Raw genomic sequence first — 13,051 nt, 5'->3', positions numbered from 1 at the left:
CCTATGGAGTTCTTTGAACGTTTTGCCATCCCACATCCAAGTGCACCGATCTATGCCTCAATGGTGGCGATTGGGTTAACTGTGATTGCGATTGTCGCTGGCTTGACCTACTTTAAAAAGTGGGGATATTTATGGCGGGAATGGTTAACAACCGTTGACCATAAACGGATTGGGATTATGTATCTTATTTCTGCTTTGCTGATGCTATTCCGCGGTGGCGTCGATGCGATTATGATGCGTTCGCAAACGGCGATTCCGGAAAACACACTGCTCGATGCACAACACTATAACGAAGTATTCACGACACATGGAATCGTGATGATTATCTTCATGGCGATGCCTTTTATCTACGCCTTAATGAACTTTGTCGTGCCACTGCAAATAGGCGCACGTGACGTAGCTTTCCCTCGGTTGAATGCACTGAGTTTCTGGCTATTCTTTATGGGGGCGATGCTGTTCAACATCTCTTTTGTCATCGGAGGATCTCCTGATGCAGGCTGGACAGCTTATTTTCCTCTAGCGGGTAATGAATTCAGTACTTCTGTTGGAACAAACTATTACGCGCTCGCCCTGCAAATTGCTGGATTGGGTACCTTAATGTCGGGAATTAACTTCATCGTAACGATTTTGAAGATGAGAGCACCCGGGATTACCTTGATGAAAATGCCGATGTTTACCTGGTCTGCCCTAACGGCGAACGTCATTGTTGTTTTCGCTTTCCCGGTATTAACCGTGGCTTTGATCATGATGACCATGGATCGCCTATTCGGCACCCATTTCTTCGCTACCACAAATGGCGGAATGGATATGTTATGGGCAAACCTGTTCTGGGTTTGGGGCCATCCTGAAGTTTACATTCTAATTTTGCCGGCGTTTGGGGTGTATAGTGAGGTTATCTCCACTTTTGCCCGCCGAAACTTGTACGGATATAAATCGATGGTTGCCTCGATGGTAGGGATCTCTTTCCTTTCCTTTCTAGTCTGGACACACCACTTCTTTACCATGGGTCAGGGTGCCTTAACGAACAGCATCTTCTCTGTTACCACCATGGCGATTGCTATCCCAACAGGGATTAAAATATTTAACTGGCTTTTCACGATGTGGAAAGGAAAGATTGAGTTTACGGTTCCGATGCTTTATGCGGTTGGTTTCATTCCGATCTTTACGATCGGTGGGGTAACTGGAGTCATGCTGGCGATGGCAAGTGCAGACTACCAATACCATAACACGATGTTTTTAGTTGCCCACTTCCATTACACGATCATTCCAGGTGTTGTATTTGCGATGATCGCTGGTCTAACCTATTGGTGGCCAAAGATGTTTGGCTTCATGCTCAATGAAAGGATTGGAAAATGGGCGTTCTGGTTTATTGCAATCAGCTTTAATGTAACCTTCTTCCCGATGTTCTTTACCGGGTTGGACGGCCAGGCTCGCCGCATGTATACCTACTCAGAGGCAACTGGATTCGGACCGCTAAATATGCTTTCGTTTATTGGTGCTCTGGGTCTTGCCGTTGGATTTGCTTTAATTGCGTACAACGTCTACTACAGCACACGTTACGCATCAAGAAATATCAGTGCGGATCCATGGGATGCACGTACCCTGGAATGGGCAACACAAAGCCCTGTTCCAGCCTATAACTTTGCGATTACACCACAAGCCAATTCAAGTGAGGCTTTCTGGGATGCAAAGAAAAAGGGGCATGAATTATTTAAAGGGGAAGTTCAAAAGATTCATATGCCAAGTAACAGCGGTGTCCCCTTTATCATGAGTTGTATCTTCTTTATCTGGGGTTTTTCCTTTGTCTTTTCTCTATGGATCCCTGCGATCCTAGCAACGATCGGTATATTTATTTGCATGGCACAGCGTTCCTTTGAAAGGGATCCTGGGTATTACATTTCCGTAAAAGAAATTAAAGAAACTGAATCAAAATTGCGAGGTGCATAAACGATGAAAATAGATCACTCGCTGCCCCTTGAATATGGTACAGATCAAAACCAGCTTAATATTTTAGGTTTTTGGATTTTTCTTGGGGCGGAGATCATGCTCTTCGGTACGCTTTTTGCCTCTTACTTCACCTTGGTGGATCGGACCGGTTCCGGTCCATCGGGGGCAGAGATTTTTGAAATCACGCCTGTTTTAATCGAGACGATCGTCCTGTTAACCAGTAGTTTCGTCATCGGTCTTGGCGTGCATGCCATGCGGATCGGTAGAACCAAAGCGATGATCACCTTCTATGCGATTACTTTACTTCTAGGGCTGACCTTCCTGGGAGTAGAAATTTACGAATTCATGCACTATGTGCATATTGGCGCAGGATTGCAAGTTAGCGCCTTTACTGCGATTCTCTTAACCACCCTCGGGACACACGGTGCACACGTGACATTTGGTTTAGTCTGGGGATTCTTTATTATTCTGCAGGTTAGAAAGCATGGCATTACACCTGAAACAGCGAATAAATCGTTTATTTTCTCATTGTACTGGCATTTCCTAGACGTGGTGTGGATTTTTATCTTCAGCTTCGTCTACTTGAAAGGAATGATGTAATATGATGGAACTATTCCCACGTAAACAGGTTATAGGCTTTGGATTTTCCCTGCTGCTTACGGCCATTGCCCTTGCTGTTTACTTCTTTGATCTATCTTTTACCGCAGGGATGACCATTTTGCTCGTCACCGCTTTCGTGCAGGCAGCCGTTCAGTTGGTTGTATTCATGCATGCTGGGGAAACCGGGGATAAAGGATCTATTTACACGAATATCTATTATTCATTGGCCATCGCGTTAGTTACCGTCTTCGGAACATTACTATGCATGATCTGGGGTTATGTGTAGGGCGATGCATATACAAAGGGTGTCTATCTGAGTATAGGCGCTCTTCTTTTTTTGTTTGGGCTATTTGATCGCGATTGTGGATGATCATCACCATCTCTTCTGAAGCTGAAAAAAATACTCCACATAAAAAAATGAAGACCGAACTCATCACAGTACCTATGCCAATTGCCGCGAAGATGCTGTCATGATATACAAATAAACCGAGGCAAAAAAGGATGATTCCTAGGGTAAGGAGTGAACCACTGATGATCTTCACAATATTCAGGAACTTCTGTTGGAACCCCATTTTACTCACCCTCCTTTTTCTCTATTATTGAGCGTGTTCACAAATTTGTCAAACTTTTTGGCAGACAAAAAAAGAAGGCATCCCCTTTGACCAGGGCGCCTCCTTGATTCACTTATTTATTTGTTACATTACCAGCTGCATCACGATCAACTTTCATACTGGATACAGGAATATAACCAGCTTCGGTTACGACTTCACTTTGGATCTTGTCATCAAGAATGTAATCTAAGAAATCCTTTGTAATTCCAGTAGCTTCACCTTTTGTATACATGTGCTCATATGCCCATACAGGATATTGGTTTGTTTGAATGTTCTCAGGAGTTGGGTCAACACCGTCCAACTTCAGTGCTTTTACGCTATCATTGAGGTAGGAAAGGGCTAAATAGCCAATTGCACCGGGAGTTTCTGCGATAATCTTACGTACCGTACCGGAAGAATCCTCAGTAATTCCTTGTGCTTCTTCATTTTTGTCTAAGGCAAAAGTATAGAATGTTGCACGAGTACCAGAGCTTGAAGGACGGTTAACGAGGGTAATCTTTTGATCTTCTCCCCCAACCTCTTTCCAGTTCGTTACCTTTCCAGTAAATACATCGATTAATTGTTGTTTAGTTAAGTTGTCCACTTTCACGTCTTTACCCACTACTGCTGCCATACCAACGACAGCTACTTTATGATCATTCAATGCTGCCGCATCGATTTCCTTCTTCTCTTCTGCAAAAATATCCGAGTTCCCAATATCTGCCCCACCAGAAGCTACTTGTGATAAACCGGTACCACTTCCGCCACCTTGTACTTGAATGGTAACACCAGTATTCTCACTCATAAAAGATTTTGCAGCCTGCTCAACAAGTGGTTGTAATGCCGTAGAACCAACAGCGGTGATGGATCCACTCTTTGTTTCAGCCTTTGGTTGTTCTGCTTGGCTTGGCGTTTCAGCCGCACCTTGCTGGTTGCTCGCTCCACATCCAGTTAAGGCTGCGCTTAGAATGGTAAGTGCTGTAACAGAAAGTAATGCAAATTTCTTCACTTGTAAATCCCCCTTTAGAAGTTTGTTTCGTATTTGTTGTTCTTAACAATTTTGATTATAAAGAATGGTTGTTGAGATAATATTAATGAACTGTAAACAAATTGTTTAGAGAAATAAACCGCTTTCATTGTGAACGAAGAAAAAAGTGGCTACATGGAGCCACCTTGTTTTACACCTTGAATTTCACGAGAACCTCTTGCAGTCCTTTTGATAAATTGCTTAAATCCTCAGCTGCGGCAGAAATTTCTTCTGTAGACGCACTTTGATTCTGTGCAGCCACTGCTACATATTGCATACTTCCAGCAAATTGCTTTGAAATAGACGCTATATTTTCCATGCTTAGGGCCATGTTTTGTGTTTGTTCACTGACTTTATTAACCACGACTGAAACTCCTGTTGTTTCCACGGTTACCTTCTCGACGGCCTGCACAATCTGCTGAAAGGCATCCCTCGTCTGGTTCACCATGGCTATTCCTTCTGCCAACACACCCGAGCCGCGTGTCATGGATGTCACGGCTTGTTTCGTTTCGTCACGGATTTCTTCAATAATCTCTTGGATTTGATTCGCTGCTTTTTCCGATTGATCAGCTAAACCTCTGATTTCATTGGCAACCACGGCAAACCCCCGACCATTTTCCCCTGCCCGAGCAGCTTCGATGGCCGCATTTAAGGAAAGGAGATTGGTTTGTTTAGCAATCTGACTTATGAGCGCTACAATCTGATCCACACGGTTTGACTTTTCCCCCAACGAGTAAACCATATCCGCTGTTTCTCCAACTGTTTTTTGCACAAGGTTCATTTGTTCAACGGTCTGAATAACAAGTTGATTTCCCGCCGCGGCTCTCTGATTCGCCGTCGTTGTGGAGACCTCAACATGGTCAATAGAAATGGCAGCTTGCTGCATTCCACTCTTAATCTCATCCGAAATATGTGCAGCTTCCGCAGCTGATCTAACTTGTTTCTCGGTTCCACTAGCTACTTCACCCGTAGCAGATTCGATCTCTTCCGATGCCTGTTTGGTTTCATCAGACGTATAGGTTAATTTCCCCGAACATTCGGCAACAAGCTTTGCACTACTATCGATGTGACCGATTAACGTATTCAAACTATCCACCATCTCATTAAATCCCTTTGAAACCGCCTCGATCTCTTTACTGGAATAGCGCAATTGGATTTTGTGCTGCAGGTTCCCCTCAGAAACCCTCTCCATCGCTTGTTTGAGTAGCGCAATCGGCTTCGTCACTTTGCGAATCGTCAAGAATCCCACTAGACATGCGAGAAAAATAGTAATGATCGAAAGTGCGATGGTAAGATTGCGATATTCATTAACGGGTTTTAAATATTCTTGGTCCTTGAGTGCAATGACGTACAAAGCTTCATCTAGTTCAAGCTGATAGGTATAAGAAAGGGTTAATCCATCGATATGCTCAACCCCCTGCTTTTGCTGTGCCATACGGTCGATGATTGCTGGAGGGATAGCTGGCATTTCCGTTTCAAACCCTGCGAACTTTTCAAGCTTCCCATCCTTTGTTATTTTGAATTGCATAGGGTTTAGATCAGTGGTCTTAAATTTGTTTTGGTTTAAGGTTAAGGCATATGAAAGTTTAGAGTTAAACTCTTCGTTAGGTACAGTGGACTTTAAAATCGTGACCTTTTCCTTAATCATTTCAGCAGAAGATTGAAGCTGCTGTTCAATAAAGGATACCGTCAACTGTTTATTCTTCTCGTAGCTTACATAAGCAATGATTGCCGAGGAGGCAATGATCACGAAGATGATCGGTAAGATGAGAATCGTTGACAGGTTAAATTTATGCATAAAGTAGGGTGAAAAATCCTTGAGGCGGTTGGCGTTGAGAAAAAATGACTTGAGCCCCTTGATACGTCTCGGTTTGAGATAGAAAAGCAGTTTTTTATTTTTCATGATTTAACCCCGTTCCCCTGGTGGAAGTTCTTTTTCCTTCATTTAATCCCATAATTGTTAATTTAGTATGTAGATATTGTAAAAAGATGGTGAGGATTTTGGACGATTCGGACTGTAGTGAGTGGGGCTAGCGAGTTTCAGTCCGAATCAGGGGGGTATTCGGACTCTGGGGCGCGGGGCTAGCGAGTTTCAGTCCGAATCAGGGGGGTATTCGGACTCTGGCTGGCGGGGATAGCCGGGTTTAGTCCGAATCAGGGGGGGGATTCGGACTCTGGCTGGCGGGGCCAACCGGGTTCAGTCCGAATCCGGGGGGTATTCGGACTCTAGCAGGCAGGGCCAACCAGGTTCAGTCCGAATCCAAGGGTGATTCGGACTCTGGCAGGCGGGGCCAACCAGGTTCAGTCCGAATCCAAGGGTGATTTGGACTCTGGCAGGCGAGGCCAACCGGGTTCAGTCCGAATCCAAGGGTGATTCGGACTCTGGCAGGCGAGGCCAACCGGGTTCAGTCCGAATCACCCTCATAAAGGCCAGCCCCAAAAAAAAATGTCCTTCACAACTTCCGTGAAGGACATCCCACATTAAAATCGAACTATCTTCCTCTTTTCAAGCGCTCGATCCGATCGTCTAAATCGGGGTGGCTGGCGAAGAGGCTGAGAAATCCTCCCCTTTTCCCGCTGATCTTAAGGGCTGCCACTGACTGTTGTTCTGTATCTACAAACTGAACGGTCTGTTTCAAGGATTGCAGAGCGTGAATCATTTTGTCCTTGCCAGCCAAGTAGGCGCCGCCTGCATCTGCATGGTATTCCCGGTAGCGGGAGAAGGCCATGACAACCATACTGCCTAATATCGAGAACAAAATATCAAAGACGATGACCGCAATAAAATGGACAATGGGTGCAATATCCTCCTTTACGAAGCGAGAAGCAACATATGCGAAAATCCTCGACAAAAACACAACGAAGGTATTAATCACACCTTGCAGCAAAGTCATCGTAACCATGTCGCCGTTGCTAATATGCGCTACCTCGTGGGCTAGTACACCCGAAACGGCATCGCGATCCATTCTTTCCAATAAGCCGCGGGATACTGCTACTAGGGAGCGGTTCTTCGTTGGGCCTGTGGCAAAGGCATTCACCTCAGGAGAATCATAAATCCCCACTTGCGGCATCACCATGATTCCTGCTTTTCGGGAAAGAGCATACACTTCATCAAGCAATTGGCGTTCCGCCGGGTGTAGTGGTCCATTAGGGTCGATCACTTTAACACCCATCACCCATTTTGCCATCATCCTTGACATTGCGAGAGAAATCAACGCACCCGAGAAACCTACAACCGCACTAAAGACTAGTAAAGCACCAAAGTCGATCCCCTGGGAGGTGATATACCCACGCACTCCCAATAGACTGGTAATAATACCAATCGTCACTATGACAAGGATGTTGACTAAGAAAAACAATCCAATTCTTTTAAACATGCTTTTTTCCTCAATTCTTCCTTTTATTGTGCTATCTCTTTTACCTTCTTTGTTTTTACATAACGCCTATTTACAATTGAAATAATAGGTGTACCAATGATCGTTGGCGCAAGCCAAAGAATAAGCGAAGGGATTTCATTAATTAATGGAATTTTTGAGCCATTCACTACGAGCGTTGCCGTAATAATACCAATATAAGAACCCAACATCCCGCTAATGTGTTTCGTCAGCCAATTTTTCCAGCGATACTTTTTTGCTAGATACCCAAAGAGAGCTAACCCGTATGAAAAGAGGGCAATGTAGAATAAATACGCGCTTTCCGACCAATGCATAATGGCCATGACAACGGAGCTAATTAAAATAGCAACATACCCTCCGTGGTAGATTTCCCCCATGATGGTATGCCTTCCTTTTCTTTTTCTTGCAAAGGAAGCGACCGCTCCCGTTATTAAACAGATGGCACCAGAAACTATATGAACAAAAAGAAAAATATTATATAGGCTCATCCCTTTTCCTCCTGCAATGACAATACCAATATTATACAACAGGAAATAGGACAAAAGAACGGGGAAAAAAAGAGTTAGCTATCTTCATGAACATTCTTACACATTTTACCTAGGATTCTTCTCACGTCCTTAAGCTCCTCCTCCGTAATTCCTTTGCAAACTAAACTGTTGAATTCCTCCGTTATCTTTGTAATGGAGTGACCCAGGTTTTCTCCTTCCTCTGTCAAGTACACTTTCAAACTACGCCGGTCGTTCTCCCTGCATTGCCTACGGATAAATCCTTTTTGCTCCAAATTGAACACCATCCGGGCAATGTTTGTTTTATCCTTTTTCAGCTTTTCGGCAATCTCATTTTGCGTAAGCCCATCCTTTTCCCAAAGCAGCATCATAATTAAATTTTGTTCTGGGGCTAGATTGAAAGGGGCAAGTTTGCTTTTAATGTAGTTGGTTAGGGTTAAGTCTGTCTGATGGATAAAAATGCTTATATAATCATAAAAGTTTAATCTCACGTTCGATTCACCTCACATTGGGCTTCCTCTTACAGAATAATGGAAAGGATGCTGTCTTGGCAATTTGAGTTGACAATCTATACATTTCAGTATAATATATTTCCTAAATGGATTGTTGCTATAGCAACGTATTAATAGTGAAAAAGGATTGAAAATTAAACAGAAAAGTTGCTATGACAACTTATTGGAGGGGAACCATAATGGCAAAAGTACTTTTTATCAAAGCAAATAATCGCCCTGTTGAACAGGCTGTTAGTGTAAAGCTATATGAAGCTTTTCTATCTACCTACAAAGAATCTCATTCCGAAGATGAAATTATTGAACTCGACCTATTCAAGGAAAATTTACCCTACTATGACGTTGAAATGATTAATGGAACATTTAAACAAGCACGCGGATTAGAATTAACAGAGAGCGAAAAGAAAGCTGCAGATCTTGTAAATAAATACCTTGATCAGTTCCTAGCTGCAGACAAAATCGTATTCGGTTTTCCGCTCTGGAATTTCACCGTTCCGGCTGTTCTTCACACCTATATTGATTATTTAAGCCAGGCAGGGAAAACTTTCCGCTACACTGCAGAAGGCCCTATTGGTCTGCTGCCAGATAAAAAGATTGCCCTGTTAAATGCACGTGGTGGCGTCTACAGCGAAGGTCCTGCACAATCCTTGGAAATGGCAGTGAACTATGTATCAGCGGCCTTAAATTTCTGGGGTGTAACAGATGTTACAAAAGTGATCGTCGAAGGGCATAATCAGTTCCCTGATCGGGCGGAAGAGATTATTCAAGACGGCATTGAACAAGCAGCAAAAGCGGCAGTAAATTTCTAAAAACCGGGGATTCCCGGTTTTTTTATTTAATAACCCAGCCGATAAATCAAAAAACGCTCATTCGGTTTATCCCCATACAATTCTTTTAAATCGACTTCATTTTTTAGCGAAAATGGGGTGTTACTTTCCAAAAAGTAGATATAGTCCTCTGATGGATAATATAAAATAAGCTCCAATTCTCTTGATGCCTTTTCATAGGAAAGCAAAATATTGTTAATAATCGTCATGAAGATTTGGATTGAAAAGGGATTAAAAAAATAAAAACGATTGTCCGCTGGATGAATAGGATATTCCTCCGCAAGAGAGCAATAAAACTGGATTTCCCCTTTGTTTGTTCTGTGCTTTTTAATATAGCCTTTGTAATTCTCTTCTGCTGCCCGGCAAAATTCCTCATTCATTTCGACACCCACTACAGATGCCTTAAAAAAGTAATGGATATAAAAGTTAAGCCGCCCTTTTCCACATCCAAAGTCAACGACCCGATCTCCAGGTTTAACATCATACTTTTCAAAAAGCTTCTCGAGTGCACTATATGGCGTTGGTTCATAACGGTAATAATGAAGGGACGTTGGAAATCCTATTTGTTCCCCTCTCGTTTTTATGTTGAGCAATTTATCATAGTAATGTTCTTTCATTATGCATTCACCTATCTACATTATACGTTGTAATCGATATCACTTACCAATGAAAAGATGGCGTTTAGAATAAGGTGAAAATAAGGGGAGGCGAATTCAATGTCGCAAGCATTAATGTATAGTGATGGAATCCAAATTATTGTTGATGAGCATGCACCTCTACGGAAACAAATGGGTGAAATCCGTGAGATGGCACTGCAATTAGAAAAGGAGCCCGAACAGCTTAAACAGCTCCATTCTGCTGTAAGTACTTTCACCCAGCAGGTAGAAATCCATTCTAAAGCAGAAGACGAAATCCTTTCTCCACTGCTTGGCAAATATCTCGGGATGGACGCCCCTCCGGTTGCAGGGAATGCAGCGCAGCATCAGGGAGCAAGACGCCTGCTTAAACAATACCAGGATGAATTCAGCAGGTATAGTTCTGGGGATCAATCCCGTCTTTCCTCTATTTCTGAATCTCTAGTTGAAGCAGTAAAGGTTCTTACCGAGCATTTCGATTTTGAAGAGGCTAATTTATTCCCGCTCGCTGAGAGAACTTTATCATCTGTTGATAAAGAAGAGTTATTGGCGAAATTAAAATCCCGCGGTTAAAATGTGTATTGAAGGTGCTTAGGAGTTATTAAGCACCTTTTTTTATTCCTGCCTCCACCAACTCTTTACTTCCTGCAAGGAAAAATCCTTGAATGAACATCAATAATCCAGTTATGATCAGCAGCCATTCAATTTTTACCATATCCGACAGAGGTCCAAACAACAGCATCCCGATAGGCATCATAGAACTTGCAATCATTCCGTAAACGCTAAACACCCTTCCTAAGTAGTCTTCTTCCACTTTTTCCTGTAGCAGAACCATTGAAGGAGTATTAAAAAAAGGCATCGCTAGGCCTGTCAAGCCCATGAAAATGAGGTAGATCCAAAACACAGGGATAATCCCTAGGGCAAAAATACAACCTCCAATTGCAAGAAAAGCCAGGGTCATGGTATGAATTTTATTTTCCAGCCCACCCCAGGAAGCCATGATGACTCCACCGACCATCATTCCCGCGGAAAAAAACACTTCAATTGCTGTCAGCCGCCAAACCTCATCACCAAAGCTGCGTGCGACTTGGAGGGGAGTAAGAATTGCAGCTGGTGAAATGAGAAAGAAGAAAAAGGCGCAAAACAGGAAAAACCGTTTTACATAGGGGTGATTTTTAATATAGGTAAAACCTTGGCGCATATCGTTGAAATAGCTGGTTGTTTGTTTTTGCATGGCTTTTGCATGAACGGGGATTGGCAAAAAGGCAAGCAATGTGAACACGGCAATCGCGGCAGTAATCACGTCGATGAAAAAGATGCTTTCGATAGTAGCCATGGTCATCAATGCCCCGCTCACCATGGGGGAAACCAGCGAAACGAGCGCCTGCATACTTCCATTGAATGCATTCACTTTTGTTAATTTATCTTCGGGCACCAACTGAGGGAGAACCGCCCCCACTGCTGGGGTTTGTACCCCCGTCCCCATTGCACGCACCGCGGACATTACAAAAAGCAGCCAAATATTATCGTACCCCATCAAAAAGAGGATGGCTAACAGTAGCGTGGAAAGCGCAATCGCAGAATCGGATAGGATAATCAGCGTCTTCCGATTGAATCGATCCGCCCAAACTCCAGCAAATGGGGATAAAAAGAAGGCAGGCAAAAAGCCGAAGATGATGTAAATCGTCATCATCGCGCCGGACTGCGTTTGTAACGTGATATACCATAAAATCGCATATTGGACGAGCGAAGAACCAAAAAGCGAGATGGTCTGACTGCCCAAAAAGAGAATCATGTTCTTTTTCCAATCTTTCATCTTCAATCTCCTCATAGATGCACAGAGGGATTCTTCATTGGGTCTTATGAAGACCAATGTGACCCTCGGATTTCGCGAGAATGGTCTTCATCGGGGCTATGATGACCAAACTAACCCTCGGATTCCGCTAGAATGGTCTTCATCGAGCTTGTGATGACCAAACTGACCCTGAGAATCCGTGAGAATGGTCTTCATCGAGCTTGTGATGACCAAACTGACCCTGAGAATTCGTGAGAATGGTCTTCATCGAGCTTATGATGACCAACTGACCCTCGGACTCCGTGAGAACGGTCTTCATCGAGCTTATGATGACCAAACTGACCCTTGGATTCCGTGAGAATGGTCTTCATCGAGCTTATGATGACCAAACTGACCCTTGGATTTCCGTGAGAATGGTCTTCATCCGCGAAATCCGCCTTTTTCATCTTACAGAGTTTGCCAATGCCTAGCCTGTAGCCTTCTTATGAGCAAATCCCGTTATCATCAAACAAGAAAGAAAGGCAACTGTCGTAACAATAATACCTAATACTAGCCCAATCGCATCCATAAAACAATCTTCATCTGGATAAGAAGGTTCCAGTGTCACCAACCAGTAAGCAAACAGAAGGGTCAAAGCACCATAAAAACTGCTTCCGACGAACCCCATTTTCAGACGGTTTCTGTTCGTCCCCTGCCAAGCTTGATTAATAGTGATCCAAAGAAAGATACTCCCGATCACAGCTAAAATTATGATAAGCAAATGAATAAAAGGAATGCTAAGATACGTTACCCCATAAAGGATCAATCCTGTTAAGAAAAACAGGGCGGCATTCATGACGAATAAGAAAACACCCGATAGCCAGTGATTTTGGAACCAATTGGCATTATGTAATTTATGTACTAATGTGTTTTCTCCTAGCGTGTCTATGAGTGGTCTTTTGAACAGCAAAGTGAAAAATACTGTTAGAAGCCCGACGAATAAAAACAAGGTCAAAGTCACGATCATCCCCTCCATCCATCTTGATATTCCAGGATATCCCCTGGTTGGCAGTCCAAAGCCTTACAGATCGCTTCCAACGTTGAAAACCGAATTGCTTTTGCCTTGCCGTTTTTCAAGATCGAAAGATTGGCCATGGTGATTCCTACTCTCTCCGAAAGTTCAGTCACACTCATCTTTCGTTTCGCGAGCATCACATCGATATTTATAATAATTGGCATGT

16 protein-coding genes are annotated in these 13,051 nt (G+C 43.3%); 7 read left to right on the top strand and 9 right to left on the bottom strand.

What is annotated here, in order from left to right; genetic code table 11:
- Window positions 1-3 precede the first annotated feature (3 nt).
- Genes qoxB through qoxD form a run of 3 tightly spaced genes read left to right on the top strand, consistent with a single transcriptional unit; the run spans window position 4 to window position 2,833 of the window.
- A complete protein-coding gene (gene qoxB / locus J2Z37_RS15265; RefSeq protein ID WP_209811146.1) occupies window positions 4-1,947 on the top strand; it encodes a cytochrome aa3 quinol oxidase subunit I in 1,944 nt (647 codons plus the stop codon).
- Window positions 1,948-1,950: 3 nt separating this feature from the next.
- Window positions 1,951-2,547, top strand: coding sequence for a cytochrome aa3 quinol oxidase subunit III (qoxC, locus tag J2Z37_RS15260; RefSeq protein ID WP_209811145.1), 597 nt, complete (start codon window positions 1,951-1,953; stop codon window positions 2,545-2,547).
- A gap of 1 nt (window position 2,548) precedes the next feature.
- Window positions 2,549-2,833 carry a cytochrome aa3 quinol oxidase subunit IV gene (gene qoxD / locus J2Z37_RS15255; RefSeq protein ID WP_209811144.1) on the top strand — a complete coding sequence of 95 codons (285 nt, stop codon included), beginning with the start codon at window positions 2,549-2,551 and terminating at the stop codon, window positions 2,831-2,833.
- Window positions 2,834-3,231: 398 nt separating this feature from the next.
- Here qoxD and J2Z37_RS15250 read toward each other — a convergent pair whose 3' ends face one another.
- From J2Z37_RS15250 to J2Z37_RS15230, 5 genes are all read right to left on the bottom strand, one after another.
- Window positions 3,232-4,146 (bottom strand): phosphate ABC transporter substrate-binding protein PstS family protein, encoded by a 915-nt coding sequence (locus tag J2Z37_RS15250; protein WP_209811143.1) that lies wholly within the window; start codon window positions 4,144-4,146, stop codon window positions 3,232-3,234.
- A gap of 169 nt (window positions 4,147-4,315) precedes the next feature.
- A complete protein-coding gene (locus J2Z37_RS15245) occupies window positions 4,316-6,067 on the bottom strand; it encodes a methyl-accepting chemotaxis protein (protein WP_209811142.1) in 1,752 nt (583 codons plus the stop codon).
- A gap of 589 nt (window positions 6,068-6,656) precedes the next feature.
- Entirely contained in the window at window positions 6,657-7,541 is an 885-nt protein-coding gene (gene htpX, locus J2Z37_RS15240) for a protease HtpX (RefSeq protein WP_209811141.1), read from the bottom strand.
- A 23-nt stretch (window positions 7,542-7,564) separates the two neighbouring features.
- Window positions 7,565-8,047, bottom strand: a complete 483-nt coding sequence (locus tag J2Z37_RS15235; RefSeq protein WP_209811140.1) for a DUF2306 domain-containing protein — start codon at window positions 8,045-8,047, stop codon at window positions 7,565-7,567.
- Window positions 8,048-8,121: 74 nt separating this feature from the next.
- Window positions 8,122-8,556: a MarR family winged helix-turn-helix transcriptional regulator gene (locus J2Z37_RS15230; RefSeq protein WP_209811139.1), complete on the bottom strand. Its 435-nt coding sequence runs from the start codon at window positions 8,554-8,556 to the stop codon at window positions 8,122-8,124.
- A 200-nt stretch (window positions 8,557-8,756) separates the two neighbouring features.
- Here J2Z37_RS15230 and J2Z37_RS15225 point away from each other — a divergent pair, with 200 nt between their 5' ends.
- The gene (locus J2Z37_RS15225) at window positions 8,757-9,383 is read left to right on the top strand and encodes an FMN-dependent NADH-azoreductase (protein WP_209811138.1); all 627 of its coding nucleotides are present in this window, start codon (window positions 8,757-8,759) and stop codon (window positions 9,381-9,383) included.
- Window positions 9,384-9,409: 26 nt separating this feature from the next.
- On the opposite strand, the gene J2Z37_RS15220 is transcribed toward J2Z37_RS15225, so the two are convergent.
- Window positions 9,410-10,018, bottom strand: a complete 609-nt coding sequence (locus tag J2Z37_RS15220) for an SAM-dependent methyltransferase (RefSeq protein WP_209811137.1) — start codon at window positions 10,016-10,018, stop codon at window positions 9,410-9,412.
- A 99-nt stretch (window positions 10,019-10,117) separates the two neighbouring features.
- Between J2Z37_RS15220 and J2Z37_RS15215 the strand changes: the two genes are divergently transcribed.
- Window positions 10,118-10,609, top strand: coding sequence for a hemerythrin domain-containing protein (locus tag J2Z37_RS15215; RefSeq protein WP_209811136.1), 492 nt, complete (start codon window positions 10,118-10,120; stop codon window positions 10,607-10,609).
- A gap of 28 nt (window positions 10,610-10,637) precedes the next feature.
- On the opposite strand, the gene J2Z37_RS15210 is transcribed toward J2Z37_RS15215, so the two are convergent.
- The gene (locus J2Z37_RS15210; RefSeq protein WP_209811135.1) at window positions 10,638-11,852 is read right to left on the bottom strand and encodes an MFS transporter; all 1,215 of its coding nucleotides are present in this window, start codon (window positions 11,850-11,852) and stop codon (window positions 10,638-10,640) included.
- A 202-nt stretch (window positions 11,853-12,054) separates the two neighbouring features.
- Here J2Z37_RS15210 and J2Z37_RS25865 point away from each other — a divergent pair, with 202 nt between their 5' ends.
- Together J2Z37_RS25865 and J2Z37_RS15205 are read left to right on the top strand one after the other, a co-directional pair.
- The gene (locus J2Z37_RS25865; RefSeq protein WP_280922221.1) at window positions 12,055-12,189 is read left to right on the top strand and encodes a hypothetical protein; all 135 of its coding nucleotides are present in this window, start codon (window positions 12,055-12,057) and stop codon (window positions 12,187-12,189) included.
- Window positions 12,158-12,301: a hypothetical protein gene (locus tag J2Z37_RS15205; RefSeq protein WP_209811134.1), complete on the top strand. Its 144-nt coding sequence runs from the start codon at window positions 12,158-12,160 to the stop codon at window positions 12,299-12,301. The genes J2Z37_RS25865 and J2Z37_RS15205 overlap by 32 nt, the downstream gene beginning before the upstream one ends.
- Here J2Z37_RS15205 and J2Z37_RS15200 read toward each other — a convergent pair.
- On the bottom strand, window positions 12,298-12,831 hold the full coding sequence (locus J2Z37_RS15200; protein WP_209811133.1) for a hypothetical protein: 534 nt from the start codon (window positions 12,829-12,831) through the stop codon (window positions 12,298-12,300). The genes J2Z37_RS15205 and J2Z37_RS15200 overlap by 4 nt on opposite strands.
- 2 nt (window positions 12,832-12,833) lie before the next feature.
- Entirely contained in the window at window positions 12,834-13,049 is a 216-nt protein-coding gene (locus tag J2Z37_RS15195; protein ID WP_209811132.1) for a helix-turn-helix domain-containing protein, read from the bottom strand.
- Between the last annotated feature and the right edge of the window lie 2 nt (window positions 13,050-13,051).

Source organism: Ammoniphilus resinae (assembly GCF_017873965.1).
In the GTDB taxonomy this organism is placed as follows: Bacteria; Bacillota; Bacilli; order Aneurinibacillales; family RAOX-1; genus Ammoniphilus_A; species Ammoniphilus_A resinae.
Note: the sequence above shows the minus strand (reverse complement) of the source record. Positions and strands in the feature narration are given on the sequence as shown.

Coding starts and splice junctions, on each gene's coding strand:
- qoxB (WP_209811146.1), top strand. CDS start 4: ATGGAGTTCTTTGAACGTTTTGCCATCCCACATCCAAGTGCACCGATC.
- qoxC (WP_209811145.1), top strand. CDS start 1,951: ATGAAAATAGATCACTCGCTGCCCCTTGAATATGGTACAGATCAAAAC.
- qoxD (WP_209811144.1), top strand. CDS start 2,549: ATGATGGAACTATTCCCACGTAAACAGGTTATAGGCTTTGGATTTTCC.
- J2Z37_RS15245 (WP_209811142.1), bottom strand. CDS start 6,067: ATGAAAAATAAAAAACTGCTTTTCTATCTCAAACCGAGACGTATCAAG.
- htpX (WP_209811141.1), bottom strand. CDS start 7,541: ATGTTTAAAAGAATTGGATTGTTTTTCTTAGTCAACATCCTTGTCATA.
- J2Z37_RS15235 (WP_209811140.1), bottom strand. CDS start 8,047: ATGAGCCTATATAATATTTTTCTTTTTGTTCATATAGTTTCTGGTGCC.
- J2Z37_RS15225 (WP_209811138.1), top strand. CDS start 8,757: ATGGCAAAAGTACTTTTTATCAAAGCAAATAATCGCCCTGTTGAACAG.
- J2Z37_RS15220 (WP_209811137.1), bottom strand. CDS start 10,018: ATGAAAGAACATTACTATGATAAATTGCTCAACATAAAAACGAGAGGG.
- J2Z37_RS15215 (WP_209811136.1), top strand. CDS start 10,118: ATGTCGCAAGCATTAATGTATAGTGATGGAATCCAAATTATTGTTGAT.
- J2Z37_RS15210 (WP_209811135.1), bottom strand. CDS start 11,852: ATGAAAGATTGGAAAAAGAACATGATTCTCTTTTTGGGCAGTCAGACC.
- J2Z37_RS15205 (WP_209811134.1), top strand. CDS start 12,158: ATGATGACCAAACTGACCCTTGGATTCCGTGAGAATGGTCTTCATCGA.
- J2Z37_RS15195 (WP_209811132.1), bottom strand. CDS start 13,049: ATGCCAATTATTATAAATATCGATGTGATGCTCGCGAAACGAAAGATG.